The organism is Kitasatospora sp. NPDC005751 (genome assembly GCF_040630835.1).
Classification (GTDB): Bacteria; Actinomycetota; Actinomycetes; order Streptomycetales; family Streptomycetaceae; genus Kitasatospora.
This window is the reverse complement of record NZ_JBEXYC010000045.1, coordinates 24,617-40,902: the sequence shown is the minus strand read 5'-3', so window position 1 is coordinate 40,902 and position 16,286 is coordinate 24,617. Positions and strand designations below refer to the sequence as shown.

Here is a 16,286-nt window from a genome sequence, read left to right as displayed (position 1 = left end):
TCGGGGCGACCGGCGAGGGTTCCGGACGGGTCTGGGGGACATCCCCTAGGGGGGTCCCCGAGGCCGGCGGGCGGGGCGTTCGGGGGGACGGTTGACCTGACCCTCCGTCGCCCCCACCATGGCGATGATCGCAAGATCGTCAAATCCGGTACCGTGCGCGGACTGTCGGTGACGGATGGCAGGATGACAGTCGCCACTCTTGTGGCCCACCGTCGTCGCAGCCGCCCGCAGGGGCGTCCACCGCAGGCAGCCCGGGCAGCAAGCGTCAGCACCAGGCGTCAGCACCAGCAGAAGGGACCGCGGGCGAGATGCAGATCCGGCTGACCGTCCTCCGACCGCGCAGCGGCCCGGCAGCCGCCGGCTCCGCCATCCCCTACGTGGACGTGCTGGTCACCGCGCCCGTCGGCACCGCGCTCGGCTCCCTCGCGGGCGCCCTCGCGGGCGCCGTGGGCGTGCGCGGCCCACGAGCCGCCACCCATGTACACCTGTACGCCGGGGCGCACCGGGTGGACGAGCACACCCTGCTCGGCCACCCCCCGCTGCTCGACGGCGCCGTCCTCAGCCTCAACGAGCCCGACCCGACCGCCGACGACCCGGACGACGGCCCGGCCGCCGCCGAGCTGCGGGTGGTCGGCGGCCCCGACGCCGGCGGCGTGCACCGCCTGCACGGCCGGGAGATCCGGGTCGGCCGCTCCGGCGAGGCCGACGTCCCGCTCGACGACCCCGACGTCTCCCGCCTCCACCTCGCGCTACACCTCGGGGAGGACGGCCGGGTCGCCGTGCGGGACCTCGGCTCCACCAACGGCACCACCCTGGACGGCCGGATCGTCCCGCCCGGACCGCCCGAGGAGGCCGTCCCGCTGGAGGGCGGCGCCCTGCTGCGGATCGGCGAGTCCACCCTTCGGGTCACCCCGCCGGATCCCGGGTCCGGCCCGGGCGCGCCCGCCCGCGCGGCGCTGCCCGACGGCCACGGCCACCTCCAGCTCGCCGCACCCGCCCCCGCGCGGCCCGCGCCGCCGGTGGCCGAACCGCCCGCCGCGCCCGAGCCCGCCCCCGGCCGCGGCCGGGGCCTGCTCTCGCTCCGGCTCGGCCGCGCCGGCGCCGAGCCGCCCGGCCAGGAGAGCGCCGAGCGCCACCACGCCGCCGTCCGCACCCGGCAGGCCGCCGCCCAGCGCGAGCGCTGGCCCGACCTCGCCACCCTGCTGCTCAACGCCCTCGGCCCGGGCCCGCGGCTCTGGGAGCGCGGCCCCGGCCACCCCGACGCGCTCACCCTGCGCCTCGGCACCGCCGACCGGCCCGGCGGGCCCGGCACCACCCCCGGCACGCTGCTGCCCGCCGTCCCGGTCACCCTCGACCTGCAGACCGCCGGCAGCCTCGGCCTCAGCGGCCCGCGCGAGCGGCTGGACGCCCTCACCCGCGCGGTCGTCGCCCAGCTGGCCGCCCTGCACCCGCCCACCGGCCTCAGCCTCGTCGTGGTCGACGCCGACCCGGCGCGGCCCGCGCAGGACCGCGTCGACACCTGGGCCTGGGCGCTGTGGCTGCCGCACCTGCGCCCCGTCGACGGCCAGGACTGCCGGCTGCTGATCGGCCTCGACGACGAGCAGGCCACCGCCCGCCTCGCCGAGCTCACCGCCCGGCTCAGCGGCCCGGTCGGGCTCGGCGGCCAGCCCGCCACCGTGGTCGTGGTCGACGGCCGCCCGCCCGGCGACGCCGCCCGGCAGGCGCTCGACCTGCTGCTGCGCCAGGGCCCGGCCGTCGGCATCTTCCCGATCTGCCTCGCCGAACAGCCCGAGCTGCTGCCGCGCGGCGTCGGCGCCACCGCCCTGATCACCGGCGAGGTCGGCACCCAGCTCTCCCTCGACCGCCCGGTCGCCCGGGGCCGCGAGACGCTGCACGAAGTCTCGCTGGACGCCGTCTCCGACGTCTGGGCCGAACGGCTGGCCCGCGTCCTCGCCCCGCTGCGCGAGGCCGTCCCCGCCGCCCGCGGCCCGCTGCCCGACGCGCTGCGCCTGCTCGACCTGCTGCAGCTCGACACCGTCACCCCGGCCAAGCTCTCGGCCCGCTGGGCCGCGCACGCCGGCGGCATCGGCGCCGCCACCGCCCTGCTGGGCACCACCCGCGACGAGCTCTGCACCCTCGACCTCGCCGACCCCGAGCTCACCCTGCCCTCGCCCGACCCGGGCGGCCCGCACCTGCTCATCGGCGGCGCGCGCGGCTCGGGCAAGACCGAGCTGCTGCGCACCCTGGTCGCCTCGCTGGCCGTCTCCGAGCGGCCCGAGCGGCTGGCCGTCTCCCTCATCGAGGGCCGGGCGACGGAGGAGGGCCTGGACGGCTGTACCGAGCTGCCGCACGTCACCGGGCTGGTCAACGCCGCCACCGACCCGCGCGCCGCACTGCTCGCGGCGGAGGCACTGGAGGACGAACTCGCCCTGCGCGAGCGGCTGTTCGACGGCCTGGACTTCGCCTCCTGGCACGCTGCCCGCATCTTGGACGGCGAGCGGGGCCTGGACGGCGAGCGCGGGCAGGACGACGCCCGGGGCCTGGAAGCGGGGCGGCCGGCCGTCCCGGTACCCGCCGCGGTCGGCGCCGCCGGCACCACGGCGCCGACGACCACCGCCAGGATCATCCACCCCCGCAACGGCGACTCCCCCCGGTCCGCCGCCCCGGCCCCCGTGGTGCCCGCCCGGCTGGTCGTCGTGGTGGACGACTACGACGCCCTGCTCGCCCCGACCTCCCCGGCCGGCCGGCCCCTGGCCCGCGCCCTCGCGGCCGTCGCCCGCCGCGGCGGCCCGCTCGGCGTCCACCTCGCCGTCACCACCGGCCGCCCCGAGGAGAGCGCCGGCACCGAGGTCGACGAGGCCGCGCTGCTGCGGATCGCGCTGCGCACCGACGACCCGGCCGACTCGGACCTGCTGATCCACCTCGGTGACGCCGCCGCCCTGGGCGAGGACACCCCCGGCCGCGGCTATCTGCGGCTGCCGGACGGCGGTGTCACCGCGTTCCAGAGCGCCCGGATCAGCGGCCGCATCCCGCGGACCGCCACCCTGCGGCCGACGGTGGTCGCGATAGACCCGCTCCAGCTCGGTGCCCCGCCGGCCCGCCGGCCGGTGCGCGAGCTCGGCAACGGCCCGACCGACCTCGCCCTGCTGGCGAGCGCGCTCCAGCGGGCGGCCACGCACTGACACGACGGCGGGGCGGACCGGTCGCCGGTCCGCCCCGCCCCCGGTCGTCCGGCGCGCGGGTGCTCAGGAGCAGTACATGCCGCGGTTCGCCACGGCCAGGCCGCCGACCTTGTCGCCGTCCAGGGTGAACTCGTACTTCCAGCCCTGCGTGCCCCGGCCGCCCTCGACCGGCATCTCGTACTTGCCGCTCTCGGCCAGCTCCAGCCCCTTGTCGCCGTAGGCCTGCCTGAGCGCCTCGACCGTCGAACCGGCCCCGATGCCCTCGGCGGTCCGGGCGCCCGCCGGGGCCACCAGCTCGCGCAGACCCTCCGGGCCGAACCCGGCCCGGCCGGTGGCCAGGAACGCGGCGTCGCGGGTCGCCCGCGCGGCCTTCAGCTCGTCGGTGGCCTTGGCCAGCTGTTCGAGCGTCCCCTGGTTGGCCTTCATCCGCTCGGTCTCGGCCAGCAGCAGCGCGGAGTGCGCCTTGAGGTCCTGCAGCGTGGGATTGGACGGGAGGGGCGGCACCGCGCCGGGGGTGCTCCGCCCGGCCTGCGCCTTGGCCTCCAGCTCGTCGATCTTGGCCTGGAGGGCCGCCTCGGCCGCCATCCTGGCCGCGTCCGGCGCCGGGCCGCCCTTGTAGACGAAGTCGGTGCAGCCGTTGAGCAGCGACACCGGGGCCGCCTCCAGGGCGCCGACGGCCAGCGCCGCGTCCTTCGCCATGCCGGGCTTGAGCCCCCGGTAGCCGGCGGCGCCGAACGGCTCCGGGGCCGGGCTCGCGCTGGTCGCCGCCGGGGCGGCCGCGGTCTTCCCGTCGGAGTCACAGGCCGCCGCCCCCGTGACGAGCAGCGCCACGGTCAGCGCGGTCCCCACGGTGCGCCTGATGCGCGTCGTCGTCATGATGATCTTCCCCCTTGTCGCGGGCCACCGTACCGAAGCCGGATCGGCGTCGCGGCCGGTGGGTCCGTGCCCCGGACACGGACCCACCGCGGCGAGCGGCACAGGAGGCGCGGCGGCTCAGGAGGACGGCGGAGCGCCGGTCCCGCGGGCGTAGTGGGCGCCGGCCAGGACGGCGGCCATCAACTCCGCGTCCAGGACGGAGGTGTCGGCCAGCCTGGTCGCCGCCGCGTGGGAGTTGAGCAACGTCTTGGTGACCCGCAGCGCGGCTTCGGGGCGGCGCGTCACGGGCCGGACCCACTCGGCCACCGCCACGTCCAGCTCCTCCTCGGGGACGACCCGCTGGAGGATGGAGAGGTCGTACGCCTCGGCGGCTCCGACCGGGCGGCCGGTGAGGATGATCTCGCGGGCCCGGGCCGCGCCCACCTCGTGCAGCAGTCGGGGCAGCAGGCCGCCCCACGCGACGGGCAGGCCGAGGGCGAGTTCGGGCAGCCGGAAGGCGGCCGTGTCGGCGCCGACCCGCAGGTCACAGGCGAGGGCCAGCGCGAAGCCGGCGCCGATCGCCCGGCCCTGGACCCGCGCGATCGTGACGGCCGGGCTGTCGGTGAGGGCCGCGCAGACCTGGCGGGCCAGGGTGCCGGCGGTACGGATGCCGCCACCCGTGGGGTCCGCGCCGAGCGAGTCGGCGAACTCGTCCCGGTCGCCGCCGAGGCAGAAGTCCGGACCGGCGCCGGACAGCACCACGGCGCGGACGGCCGGGTCCGGCGCGGCCAGCACGGCGAGGAGGTCGCGCAGCACGGCCTCGGTGACGGCGTTGCCGGTCTCGGGGCTGTCCAGCTCGACGTACAGCACCGCGCCCCGGCGCTCGGCGTGGACGGCGCGGGGCGCCGGGGCGTGGGAACCGGCGGGCTCCGGATCGCCCGCCTCGTACGCGGCGCGGTCATGGGCCGCCTCGCCCGCGGGGGCCCGCCCGGGCGGCGCCGGCGGCTGGAGGGGGTACGGAGGGTACGGGATCGCCTCGGAGGAAACGTTCATGCCGCCACTCTCAAGGACATCACCCGGTGGAAGACCATCCGGGGTGCGAACTCGGGCTGGCCCACCACCCGCAGGGTCGGGAAGCGCCGCAGCAGCTGCCCCAGCAGGGTGCGCGCCTCCAGCCGGGCCAGGGCCGCGCCGAGGCAGTAGTGGGCGCCCCCGCCGAAGGCGATGTGGGAGCCCTTGCGGAGGACGTCGAAGGTGTGCGGAGCCGGATTGCGGCGCGGGTCGCGGTTGGCCGCGCCGTACATCACGTGGACCATGGTGTCCTTGGGAATGAACACCCCGGCCAGCTCCGTGTCCTCCCCCGCCACCCGGCTGTTGAGGCGGACCGGCGGGTCGTAGCGCAGCGCCTCCTCGACCGCGTCGTCGATGTGCTCCGGCCGGGCCCGCAGCCAGTCCCAGGTGCCCGGGGACCGGAGCAGCGACCACACCATCAGGGAGAGCGACGCCGCCGTGGCCTCCAGCGACGCGATGGTGACGAACATGGTGAGCTCGTAGACGGTCCGGTCGGTGGCCTCGCGGTCCGACTCCAGCGCGTCCCAGGTGCGGATCCAACCGGACACCACGTCGTCACCCGGGTGGGCACGACGCTCCTGGACGAGGTCGGTGAAGTACCGGCGCAGGTGCAGGGTGGCCGCTTCGGAGATCGCCAACTGGCTCTTGGTGGGCAGGAGTTCCTGGGCGTGCACCTGATTGTGGGTGATCTCCAGAATGTGCGCGTAGTCCTCCGGCGGAAGGTCCAGCCAGCGCCCGATGGTGTTGATCGGGAGCCGGTCGCCGACCAATGAGGCCAGGTCCGCCTCGCCGTCCACGCGTATTCGCTCGGCCAGCCGGTCGAGCAGCTCGGTGACGTCGGCCTCGATCTCCGGCGCCAGGGCCTGGAGGGTGTGGCGGCCGAAGAGGTTCCCGAGGCCCTGCCGCTGCCGGGTGTGGACGGGGGCGTTGAGCCGGTGGAGGGTCCGGCTCATCTCCTGGGTGGCGACGGCCTGCCAGCGCTCGGTCTCGGTCTGCCGCCCCTGCCAGGCCAGGTCGGGGACGAGCCAGTTCCTGCCGCGCAGGACCTGGTCGCACGCGTCGTAACCGGTGACCAGGTACCCGCCCCACGGCGCCGGCACGAGATCGCCCATGGCCCGCAGCTCGTCGTAGATCGGGAACGGATCGGCCAGCCCCTCCGCCGACCGCAGCCGCCGTAGCAACGGCACGGCGGCGCGGCGGTCGACGGTTCCAGCACGGCACTCCGGCGTCCCGGGGCGGGCTTCCATCATGGCGGTCACACGGGGCTCCTTGCGCTGGCGGGCAGTACGGCGGCGACCTACCCACCGGGAGCACGCTCAAGCGTCGAACGGAGTTGCCCCCGTCACATGCGCGAAGTCACCGGACCACGTGCACCGCTGAGCGGTCGTCCGGTCTCCCGCGCCGTCCCGGTCAGAGCCGGAAGACGTCCAGGAAGGAACTCCACCACCCCTTCTGCTTGGCCGGGGCCCGGCCCGCGGCGGGCGCCGCGGCGGTGGCGGCCGGCGGGTGCGGCGTCCCGTTGGCGGCGGCCTGGCCGGCCGGCGGGCCACCGAGGCCGGCTCCCGTGCCCGCCACCGGGGGGCGGACGGGCGCCGGGCTGAACCGCACCGGCAGCGAGACCAGTCCGCGCTGGAACGGGCCCGGCCGCCAGCCCACGCTCCGCGCGGGCACCGCGAGCGTGACGTCCGGCAGCGCGTTGAGCAGGCACTCGATCGCGGTCAGCGCGATCAGCTGGGCCGGCGACTTGGCCGGGCAGGCGTGCGGGCCGGCGCCCCAGGCCAGGTGGGCGCCCTTGCTGAGGGTCAGTCGGGCGTCGGTCAGCGCCGGGTCGGTGTTGGCGGCGGCGAAGCTGATCACCACCGGGCTGTCCGCGGGCATCCGGACCCCGCCCACCTCGACGTCCTGCATCGGGAAGTGCGTCGCGTAGTTGGCGATCGGCGGGTTGTTCCACAGCACGTCGTCGAGGGCGTCCTCGATGCGCATCCCGGAGCCGGCGTCACCGGACAGCAGCAGGAGCAGCGCGTTGCCTATCAGGTTGCGCTCGGGCTCGACCCCGGCGCCCATCAGCATGACCAGCTGGTCCTTGAGCTCCTCGTCGCGCAGCCCGGCCGGGTGCTGGACGAGCCACGAGGTGATGTCGTCGCCGGGCTGGCGGCGCTTCAGCGCGACCAGGTCCATCAGGCAGGCGTTCAGCTCCTCGTTGGCCTGGAGCACGTCCAGCCCGTCGAAGAGCGCGGACATGCTGCGGGTCAGCCGGTCGCCGATGTCGGCCGGGCAGCCGAAGAGCTGGTTGAACAGCAGCAGCGGCAGCAGCTTGGCGTAGTCGTTGATCAGGTCGGCCCGGCCCAGCGGGCTGAACTGGTCGATCAGGTAGCCGGCGATCCGCTCGACGTGCCGGTTGAGCCGGTTGTCGTTGAGCCGCTCCAGGCTCTCGGTGACGGCCTTGCGCAGCCGGAGGTGCTCGGTGCCGTCCGTGAACAGGCAGTTGGGCCGGTAGAACATCATCGGCAGGACGGGGCTGTCCATCGGCACCCGCCCCTCCTTCAGCGCCGACCACCGTCGGGAGTCCCGGGCGAACAGCCCCGGGTTCTGCAGCACCCGCAGGGCGACCTCGTGCGAGGTCACCAGCGTGGCGTCCACACCGGGCGACAACTCCACGGGCGCGACGGGGCCGTGCGCGCGCAGCGCGTCGTAGACCGCCTCGGGGTCGGACGAGAACATCTCCCCGTACAGCGGGGTCGAGCCGCCGTGCATCGGGCAGCCCGGGGGCGGCGACTGCGGGGCGGAGCGCTGCGGAGATTCCATGGGTCGTTCCTCGGAAATGGCCCCGGGCGGGTGCGGCCCCGGGAGGCGGTGACGGGGGGCGGTGACGGGGAAGGGTCAGGAGGCGCGTTCGAGCAGGTGCCGGACGAGGGTCAGCAGCGCGTCGGCCGACGACCGCTGGTCGCGGGCGTCGCAGAACACCACCGGCGTGTGCGGCAGCAGGTCGAGCGCCTCGCGCAGCTCGTCCTCGGTGTAGTCGCTCTGCCGGTCGAAGCTGTTGACCGCCACGGCGTACTCCAGGCCGTACTGCTCGATCAGGTCGATGACGGGGAAGGTGTCCGTGAGCCGGGTCGGGTCGGTCAGCAGCAGCGCTCCCAGCGCCCCCCGCGCCATGTCCTCCCAGAGCTGCATGAAGCGCTGCTGGCCCGGCGTGCCGAACAGGTACAGCACCAGGTCGTCGCCGAGCGTCAGCCGGCCGAAGTCCAGGGCCACGGTCGTGGTCTTCTTGTCCGGTGCGCCCCGGAGGTCGTCGACGCCGGTGGACGCCTGCGTCATCTTCTCCTCGGTGCTCAGCGGGGCGATCTCCGACAGGGCGCCGATGAGCGTGGTCTTGCCGACCGCGAAGTGGCCCACGACCAGGATCTTGACGGCGGTCGTCACCCCGCCCGGGACGTAGATGTCCTCAGGCGAACCGGCGTTGAAGTCCATGCAGTACCTTCTCTAGAAGTCTCGGATCCGGGGCCTGGGCCGGTGGCGGGGCCGCCCGGCGCAGCAGCCGCCCCTCGCGGATCAGGTCCGTCAGCAGCAGCCGGACCACCCCCACCGGGAGCACCAGGTGGGCCGCGACCTCGGCCACCGAGAGGTAGCCGCCGGAGCACAGTTCCCAGATCGCCGTGGTCTCCGGGCTCGGCCGGGCCGGGAGGCCCTGCTCGGGAGCGACGGTGACCAGGGTGATCAGGGACAGGTCGTCCGCACTCGGCAGCTCACGGCCGCCGGTGATGACATAGGAGCGGATGAATCCGCTGGCAACCCGCTGCTCCTCGCCGGGAACCGTCATGAGCCGCTGTGTGTGCTCTGGCGCGGCGCCGCTGTCATGGCCCGTCCGAGCGCGCCCACCTGCTGCTGCATCCGGAAGGACATCGCCTCCATGTCCACGTCGGAGGCGGTGGAGGCCGCGAGGTAGGCGCCGCTGCCGGCCGCGATCAGGAAGATCCAGCCGTGGTCGTACTCCAGGAGCGTCTGGCGCCACGTCCCGCCGTTGCCCCCGACGAACGGGGCCACCGCGCGGCTCAGCGACTGCATCGAACTCATCGCGGCGGCGTTGGTCTCCGCCTCGTCGCGGCCGATCTCGCTGGACCGTTCGAGCAGGAGGCCGTCGGCGGAGACGAGAATGGCGTGCCGGGCACCGCGCACCTGCAGCACGTCGTTGAGCACCCAGGTCAGATCAGGGCTCACTGGATCTCGGTTCCTTCCGTGGTCATGGTGTTGCGCCCGGACAGCGTCCCGCGCTGGAACGCGCCGAGGCGGGACGCCGTCTCCTGGCCGGTGCTCGGCACCGGCTCGTCGACGCGGCCGGAGTCCTGCGGGTGCGGGACCACCGAGACAGTGCGCTGGCGGCGGCGCCTGGGCAGCCGTCCGTCCGCCGTCATCTCCGGGACCGCCTGCGCCGCGGCCGGGGCGACCTGGGCGAGGGCGGCCGGAACGGGCTCGGGCAGCGACGCGAGCCGCTGCGCCCGGGCCGGTACGGGCTGCTCCACCGGCTCCCCCTGGTACTCACCCTGGTACGTGCTCGGGTACGTGCTCTGCTGGGCGCCGTCGTACTCGCCCTGGTAGGCGTTCTGCTGGGCGCCCTGGTAGGCGCCGCTGTAGTCGCCGTGGCCGGCGGCCGCCGGGGGCGCGACCTCGCTGCTGAGCAGTTCGGCGGGCAGCAGCACCACGGCCCGCACACCGCCGTACGGGGAGACCGAGTCGACCGAGACCCGGAAGCCGTAGCGGGCGGCCAGCATGCCGGAGACGGCGAAGCCGAACTTCGGGGGGTTGCCGAGGCCGGTGAGGCTGATCGGCGCACCGGGGTTCAGGAGCGCGGCGGCGCGGTCCTTCTCCTCCTGCCCCATGCCGAGGCCGGCGTCGTCGATGATCAGGCAGACCCCGGTCGGGACGGCCTGGACGCTGATCTCCACCGGGGTGTCCGGCGCGGAGTAGTTGGTGGCGTTGGCCAGCAGCTCGGCCAGCACGACGGCGACCGGCTCGACGACCTTGCTGACCAGCGAGACGCTGACCCGGGAGTGGATCTGCACCCGGTCGAAGTGCCGGATCCGGCCCTGGGCGCTGCGGGCCACGTCGTAGATCGAGGCGACGGTCTCCCGGCGGCCCAGCCAGCCGCCGCAGAGCACCGCGATGCCCTGGGCGCGCCGGCCGAACTGGCTGTTGGTGTGGTCGATCAGCATCAGGTCGGCGAGGATCTGCGGGCTGTCGCCGTACTTGCGCTGGACCTTGTCGATGACGACCTGCTGCTCGTCGGCCAGACCCTGCAGGGTCCGCATCGCCGCCTTGAGGACGGCCTTGGTGTCCTCCTCGGCGTCCCGGCGGACCTCCGCCAGCACGGCCGCGTGCTGGCTCTGCAGGCGCGAGTTCAGCGCGCCGAGTTCGTCGCGTTGCCGCTGCGCCTGGGCGGCCGTCTCCTCAAGGGAAACGTTTCGCCTGCGCAGGGAGAGGTTCGTCCTGCGGGCTTGGAGGGAGACCCCGACTACTACGAGCATCACCACGATGGAGACCCAGAAAAAGGGTTCCTGCACAAATGACGTCATGAAACTCTCTTCAGGTGGCATCGCGTCAGGAACTGGTCCGGACCGCCCTGCGCGGGTGGGACTGGCGGCCTGCTCCCCGCCGAAAGACACCTGTTGTTCCAGCACGTCGGTGGAGCTCTTCCGGCACGGGACCTGCGGCAACGCCTATCGCGGAGTTAGCTTACTGCAACTCTTGGCATGTCAGAACAGCTGCCAATCAGGGCAGTTGGGGAGGAACTCCGCCACCTGACGACACTTCGGGGCCGACGTACCGGACATTGTGACCCCGCGTTCACCCGCACCTCACATCCGGGCCACAAACGGATTCGCACCTGGAGTGACCGCCCTGACACGCTCCGCCTCGACGCCCTCCCGCCGGCCGCAGCCCCGGCCGCAGCCCCGGCCGCCGACCCGGCCACCGACCCGGCCACCGACCCGGAGAACGACGACGGCGGGGCCGCGTCCGAAGACGCGGCCCCGCCGTCCGGGCCGTCCGGCTCCCGGTCGTCAGCGCATCGAACCCGTGCGGAGCAGGGTGCGGATGACGCGCATCGCGACGGAGAGGCTGGACAGCTCGTAGTTGTCCGAACCCCTTATGTCGTCGAGCGTGCTCTTGGCGCGGTTCAGCAGGGTGGAGTTGAGCTCCGCCCAGGCGGTGTACCGCTCCTCGGGGGTCGCGCCCTCGGGGCCGCAGGCCAGGATGTCGGCGGTCAGCGCCGCGTGGGCCGCGAAGAGGTCCTCGCGGATCGCCGCGCGGGCCATCGACGACCAGCGGTCGGTCCGCGGCAGCTCGATGATGCGGTCGAGCAGGTGGGTGATCTGCAGGCGGTCGGCCAGGTCGTAGTACAGCTCGGCGACCTCGGCGACGTCCTTGCCGGACCGGTCCGCGACCTCGGTGATGTCCAGGGTCGGGAAGGTCGAGGACAGACCCGCGATCCGGGTGGCCAGCTCCTCCGGCACGCCGGCCGCGGCGAGCTCGCCGTAGACCGACTCGAACCAGGCCAGGTCCTCGCCGCGCAGCGGCTTGGGCAGCGAGCCCCAGACCTGGTTGACCCGGTCGTGGAAGAACTCGATGGTGCCGGCGATGTCGAGCGGCTGGCGGCGGTTGTTCAGCATCCACCGGGTGGCGCGCTCGACGAGCCGGCGCGAGTGCAGCCGCATCCTGGTCTGGGCGCCGGCCGGGACCCGGTTGTCCAGGGCCTCGATCTCGGACCAGATCTGCTCCAGGCTGAAGACGGCCCGCGCGGCGGTGTGCGTCCGGGCGATCTCCTCGTACGTGGCGCCGGTCTCCTCCTTCAGCCGGAAGGCGAAGGTGCAGCCACCGCGGTTGATCGTGTCGTTGACGATCAGCGTGGTGATGATCTCGCGGCGCAGCGCGTGGTTGTCGATCGCCTCGGCGAACCGGGCCCGCAGCGCGCTGGGGAAGTACTCGTGCAGCGCGGTGCGGAAGAACGGGTCGTCGGGCAGCTCGGTGGCGAGCAGCTCGTCGGCCAGGGTGATCTTGGTGTAGGCGAGCAGCACCGACAGCTCGGGCTGCGAGAGGCCGCGGCCGTTCTGCTGGCGCTCGCGGATCTGCCGCTCGGTGGGCAGGAACTCCAGCCCGCGGTCGAGCCGGCCGTCGCGCTCCAGGCGGTTGATCATCCGGGAGTGGACGTTGACCATGCTGGTCGCCTGGGCGACGGCGTTGGCCAGCACCACGTTCTGCGCGTAGTTGTTGCGCAGCACCAGGTGGCCGACCTCGTCGGTCATCTCGGCGAGCAGCTGGTTGCGCTGCTTGACCGTCATGTCGCCGTCCCCGACGACCTGGTTGAGCAGGATCTTGATGTTGACCTCGTGGTCCGAGGTGTCCACCCCGGCCGAGTTGTCGATGGCGTCGGTGTTGATCCAGCCGCCGGCGCCCTGCGGGCCGCCGGACGCCGCGTACTCGATCCGGCCGAGCTGGGTGCAGCCGAGGTTGCCGCCCTCGCCGACGACCCGGACCCGCAGCTGCTCGCCGTTGACCCGGATGGCGTCGTTGGCCTTGTCGCCGACCTCGGCGTTGGTCTCGGTGGAGGCCTTGACGTAGGTGCCGATGCCGCCGTTCCAGAACAGGTCGACCGGCGCCTGGAGGATCCGCTTCATCAGCTCGGCGGGGGTGAGCCGGCTCTCCTCGACGCCGAGCGCGGCCCGCACCTGCGAGGTCAGCTGGATCGACTTGGCGCTGCGCGGGAAGACCCCGCCGCCGGTCGAGATCAGCGACTTGTCGTAGTCGTCCCAGGAGCTGCGCGGCAGCTCGAAGAGGCGGCGGCGCTCGGCGTACGAGACGGCCGCGTCCGGGTTGGGGTCGAGGAAGATGTGCCGGTGGTCGAAGGCGGCGACCAGGCGGATGTGCTCGCTGAGCAGCATGCCGTTGCCGAAGACGTCACCGGACATGTCGCCGATGCCGACGACGGTGAAGTCCTCGGACTGGGTGTCGTGGCCGAGCTCGCGGAAGTTGCGCTTGACCGACTCCCAGGCGCCGCGGGCGGTGATGCCCATGCCCTTGTGGTCGTAGCCGGCCGAACCGCCGGAGGCGAACGCGTCGCCCAGCCAGAAGCCGTACGACTCGGCGACGCCGTTGGCGATGTCGGAGAAGGTCGCGGTGCCCTTGTCCGCGGCGACGACCAGGTAGGTGTCGTCCTCGTCGTGGCGGACCACGTCCGCCGGGTGGACGACCTCGCCGCCCTTGAGGTTGTCGGTGATGTCCAGCAGCGCCGAGATGAAGGTCTTGTAGGAGGAGATGCCCTCGGCCAGCCAGGCGTCCCGGTCCACCGACGGGTCCGGCAGCTGCTTGGCGACGAAGCCGCCCTTGGCGCCGACCGGCACGATGACGGTGTTCTTCACCATCTGCGCCTTGACCAGGCCCAGGATCTCGGTGCGGAAGTCCTCACGCCGGTCGGACCAGCGCAGACCGCCGCGGGCGACCTTGCCGAAGCGCAGGTGCACGCCCTCGACCTGCGGCGAGTACACCCAGATCTCGAACGCGGGGCGCGGGGCCGGCAGGTCCGGGATGGCCTTCGGGTCGAACTTCATCGACACGTAGGAGTGCCAGGCGCCCGCTTCTCCGGTGTGCTGGAAGAAGTTGGTGCGCAGGGTGGCCTTGATGAGGTGCAGGAAGGAGCGCAGGATGCGGTCCTCGTCCAGCGAGGCGACCTCGTCCAGCGCGCCGGACAGCTCCTCCAGGATGGCGTCGGTCAGCTCGGCCGCGCCCAGCTGGTGGCTGGGGCTCAGCCGGGCCTCGAAGAGGTTGACCAGCAGCCGGGTGCTGTGGGTGTTGTTGCGGAGCGCGTCCTCCATGTAGTCCTGGGAGAACGTCGAGCCGGCCTGGCGCAGGTACTTGGCGTACGCGCGCAGCATCATCGCCTGGCGCCAGGTCAGCCCGGCGGTCAGCACCAGCTCGTTGAAGCCGTCGTTCTCGGCCTTGCCGGTCCAGGTGGCGGCGAAGGTCTCCTGGAAGCGGTCGCGCGCCTCGTCGGTCAGCTCGACGGCCTCGCGCAGCCGCAGGCCGAAGTCGTAGACCCAGGCGGTGGTCTGGTCCGAGCGGGTCAGCGCGTAGGGGTGCTCGTCGAGCACCTCGACGCCCAGGCGCTGCAGGACCGGCAGGACCTCGGTCAGCGAGATCGGGCCGCCGACCCGGTAGATCTTGAAGCGGCGCTCGTCGTCGCCCGCGCCGACCGGCTGGTACAGGTTGAGGCGGAAGTCGCCCTCGCCGTGCAGCGACTCGATCTGCTTGAGGTCGGCGACGGCGGTGCGCGCGGTGAAGTCGGCGCGGTAGCCGTCGGGGAAGGCGTTGGCGTACTTGCGGGACAGCTCGGCGGCCCGCTCCTCGCCCAGCTCCAGGTGCAGCTGGTCGTTGAAGCCGTCCATCCAGAACCGGGCGGCCTCGGCGAGCTTGCCCTCGATCCGCTCGATCTCGGCGTCGGTCAGGTGCGGCAGCTCGCTGCCGGGGGTGACCCGGACGACGAAGTGCAGCCGGGTCAGCACGGACTCCGTCGACCAGACCGTGTAGTCGATCGAGGCGCCGTTGAGCTCCTGCATCAGGATGTCCATCAGGCGCAGCCGGATGCGGGTGGTGTAGCGGTCGCGCGGCAGGTACACCAGCGCGGAGAAGTAGCGCCCGTACTCGTCCTGGCGCAGGAAGAGCCGCAGCCGGCGGCGCTCCTGGAGGTAGAGCACGCTGGTGGCGATCTGGAGCAGTTCCTCGGCCGGGGTCTGGAAGATCTCGTCCCGGGGGAAGGTCTCCAGGATCTGCACCAGGTCGCGGCCGTCGTGGCTCTCGGTGGAGAAGCCGGAGCTGAGGACGACGTCCTGGACCTTGCGGCGGACCACCGGGATGCGGCTGACCGACTCGGTGTAGGCGGCGGCCGAGAACAGGCCGAGGAAGCGGCGCTCGCCGACGACCTCGCCGTTGGCGTCGAACTTCTTCACGCCGACGTAGTCGAGGTAGGCCGGGCGGTGCACGGTGGAGCGGCTGTTGGCCTTGGTGAGGACGAGCAGCTTCTTCTCGTGGGCCTTGGCGCGCACCGGCGCGGAGAGCCGGCCGAAGGCCTCGCTGACCGGGTGGTGGTCGTCGTCGTGGCTGAGCGGGTCGGAGCGCAGGATGCCGAGGCCGGTGCCGGCGACGGCCTTCAGGACCTCCTCGCCCTCGTGCTCCACCAGGTCGTACTCGCGGTAGCCGAGGAAGGTGAAGTGGTCGTCGGCCAGCCAGCGCATCAGCTCCCAGGCCTCGCCGACCTCCTGCTCGGGCAGGTGGGCCGGGGGCTCCTCGGCGAGCTCGTCGGCGAGCCGCAGCGCGGACTCGCGCATCTTCGTCCAGTCCTCGACGACCTCGCGGACGTCGCCCAGGACCCGGCGCAGGTCGGCCTCGATCGCGCGGAGGTCGTCGCGGTCGGTCTCGCGGTCGACCTCGATGTGCATCCAGGACTCGACGACGGCGTCGGCGGGCCACTCGGTGCCGGCGGCCTGGCTGCGGGCGCAGGCGTCGATGTCCAGGATCTCCAGCAGCTTGCCGGTGATGTCACGGCGGACCACCAGCTGGGGGTGGATCACGATGTGGATCGCCCGGTCCTGGCGGGACAGCTCGTTGGTGACCGAGTCGACCAGGAAGGGCATGTCGTCCGTGACGACCTCGACCACGGTGTGGCCGCAGGACCAGCCGTTCTCCTCCACCGACGGGGTGTGCACGCGGACCTCGGCGGTGCCCTGCGGGCGCTTGAGGCCGAGGCGGTAGTGGGAGGCGGCCGCGCCGTACACGTCGACCGGGTCGCGGTCGACCAGGTCCTCGGGCGCGGTGTGGAGGTAGTAGTGGTGCAGGTACGCGGTCAGAGCGCCGTTGCTCAGACCCTCCCCCGGCGCCGCTCCCCCCACCTGGCTGTTCTCAGCGGCTGCTGCTGCCTTCGTGAGCAGTTCGGCCTTGGCTGCGTCCAGCTTGGTCTGCATGACTTCTTGGCTCCTGTCGCGCGCCGTTGCGTGACTCGGTGGTGTGTGGTCTCACCGCCGGGTCCACCGCAATCCTGCCGCACCAACCGGCTGAAAGGTCTCCATGGCGCGCATGAAACACCTCCGCAGCGGGTAGGACGAGACGTTCGGCCTGCAGCCACCCGACGACGCC

At 73.3% G+C, this 16,286-nt stretch carries 10 protein-coding genes; 1 reads left to right on the top strand and 9 read right to left on the bottom strand.

The window, feature by feature from the left end; all coding sequences use genetic code 11:
• Window positions 1-308: 308 nt before the first annotated feature.
• Window positions 309-3,182: an FtsK/SpoIIIE domain-containing protein gene (locus ABZ497_RS28205; protein ID WP_359809216.1), complete on the top strand. Its 2,874-nt coding sequence runs from the start codon at window positions 309-311 to the stop codon at window positions 3,180-3,182.
• Window positions 3,183-3,245: 63 nt separating this feature from the next.
• Here the strand turns inward: ABZ497_RS28205 and ABZ497_RS28200 are convergent, their stop codons facing one another.
• The 9 genes from ABZ497_RS28200 to ABZ497_RS28160 form a co-directional block, all read right to left on the bottom strand.
• Window positions 3,246-4,058, bottom strand: a complete 813-nt coding sequence (locus ABZ497_RS28200; protein WP_359809214.1) for a hypothetical protein — start codon at window positions 4,056-4,058, stop codon at window positions 3,246-3,248.
• A 117-nt stretch (window positions 4,059-4,175) separates the two neighbouring features.
• A complete protein-coding gene (locus ABZ497_RS28195) occupies window positions 4,176-5,090 on the bottom strand; it encodes an enoyl-CoA hydratase/isomerase family protein (RefSeq protein WP_329487889.1) in 915 nt (304 codons plus the stop codon).
• Window positions 5,087-6,220 (bottom strand): cytochrome P450, encoded by a 1,134-nt coding sequence (locus ABZ497_RS28190; RefSeq protein ID WP_359809231.1) that lies wholly within the window; start codon window positions 6,218-6,220, stop codon window positions 5,087-5,089. The genes ABZ497_RS28195 and ABZ497_RS28190 overlap by 4 nt, the downstream gene beginning before the upstream one ends.
• 298 nt (window positions 6,221-6,518) lie before the next feature.
• On the bottom strand, window positions 6,519-7,913 hold the full coding sequence (locus tag ABZ497_RS28185; protein ID WP_359809212.1) for a cytochrome P450: 1,395 nt from the start codon (window positions 7,911-7,913) through the stop codon (window positions 6,519-6,521).
• Between the two features lie 75 nt (window positions 7,914-7,988).
• Window positions 7,989-8,579: an ATP/GTP-binding protein gene (locus ABZ497_RS28180; RefSeq protein ID WP_329487891.1), complete on the bottom strand. Its 591-nt coding sequence runs from the start codon at window positions 8,577-8,579 to the stop codon at window positions 7,989-7,991.
• Window positions 8,554-8,928, bottom strand: coding sequence for a DUF742 domain-containing protein (locus ABZ497_RS28175; RefSeq protein ID WP_329487892.1), 375 nt, complete (start codon window positions 8,926-8,928; stop codon window positions 8,554-8,556). The genes ABZ497_RS28180 and ABZ497_RS28175 overlap by 26 nt, the downstream gene beginning before the upstream one ends.
• Complete coding sequence (locus ABZ497_RS28170; RefSeq protein ID WP_329487893.1) at window positions 8,925-9,326, bottom strand: roadblock/LC7 domain-containing protein; 402 nt, start codon at window positions 9,324-9,326, stop codon at window positions 8,925-8,927. The genes ABZ497_RS28175 and ABZ497_RS28170 overlap by 4 nt, the downstream gene beginning before the upstream one ends.
• Window positions 9,323-10,678: an ATP-binding protein gene (locus ABZ497_RS28165; RefSeq protein ID WP_329487894.1), complete on the bottom strand. Its 1,356-nt coding sequence runs from the start codon at window positions 10,676-10,678 to the stop codon at window positions 9,323-9,325. Before ABZ497_RS28165 ends, ABZ497_RS28170 begins: the two co-directional genes overlap by 4 nt.
• Before the next feature lie 486 nt (window positions 10,679-11,164).
• Window positions 11,165-16,114 (bottom strand): NAD-glutamate dehydrogenase, encoded by a 4,950-nt coding sequence (locus tag ABZ497_RS28160; RefSeq protein WP_359809209.1) that lies wholly within the window; start codon window positions 16,112-16,114, stop codon window positions 11,165-11,167.
• Window positions 16,115-16,286: the final 172 nt, after the last annotated feature.

Bases quoted from the DNA above. Each gene is read 5' to 3' on its own strand.
- ABZ497_RS28205 (WP_359809216.1), top strand. From the start codon at position 309: ATGCAGATCCGGCTGACCGTCCTCCGACCGCGCAGCGGCCCGGCAGCC.
- ABZ497_RS28200 (WP_359809214.1), bottom strand. From the start codon at position 4,058: ATGACGACGACGCGCATCAGGCGCACCGTGGGGACCGCGCTGACCGTG.
- ABZ497_RS28195 (WP_329487889.1), bottom strand. From the start codon at position 5,090: ATGAACGTTTCCTCCGAGGCGATCCCGTACCCTCCGTACCCCCTCCAG.
- ABZ497_RS28190 (WP_359809231.1), bottom strand. From the start codon at position 6,220: ATGGGCGATCTCGTGCCGGCGCCGTGGGGCGGGTACCTGGTCACCGGT.
- ABZ497_RS28185 (WP_359809212.1), bottom strand. From the start codon at position 7,913: ATGGAATCTCCGCAGCGCTCCGCCCCGCAGTCGCCGCCCCCGGGCTGC.
- ABZ497_RS28180 (WP_329487891.1), bottom strand. From the start codon at position 8,579: ATGGACTTCAACGCCGGTTCGCCTGAGGACATCTACGTCCCGGGCGGG.
- ABZ497_RS28175 (WP_329487892.1), bottom strand. From the start codon at position 8,928: ATGACGGTTCCCGGCGAGGAGCAGCGGGTTGCCAGCGGATTCATCCGC.
- ABZ497_RS28165 (WP_329487894.1), bottom strand. From the start codon at position 10,678: ATGACGTCATTTGTGCAGGAACCCTTTTTCTGGGTCTCCATCGTGGTG.
- ABZ497_RS28160 (WP_359809209.1), bottom strand. From the start codon at position 16,114: ATGCAGACCAAGCTGGACGCAGCCAAGGCCGAACTGCTCACGAAGGCA.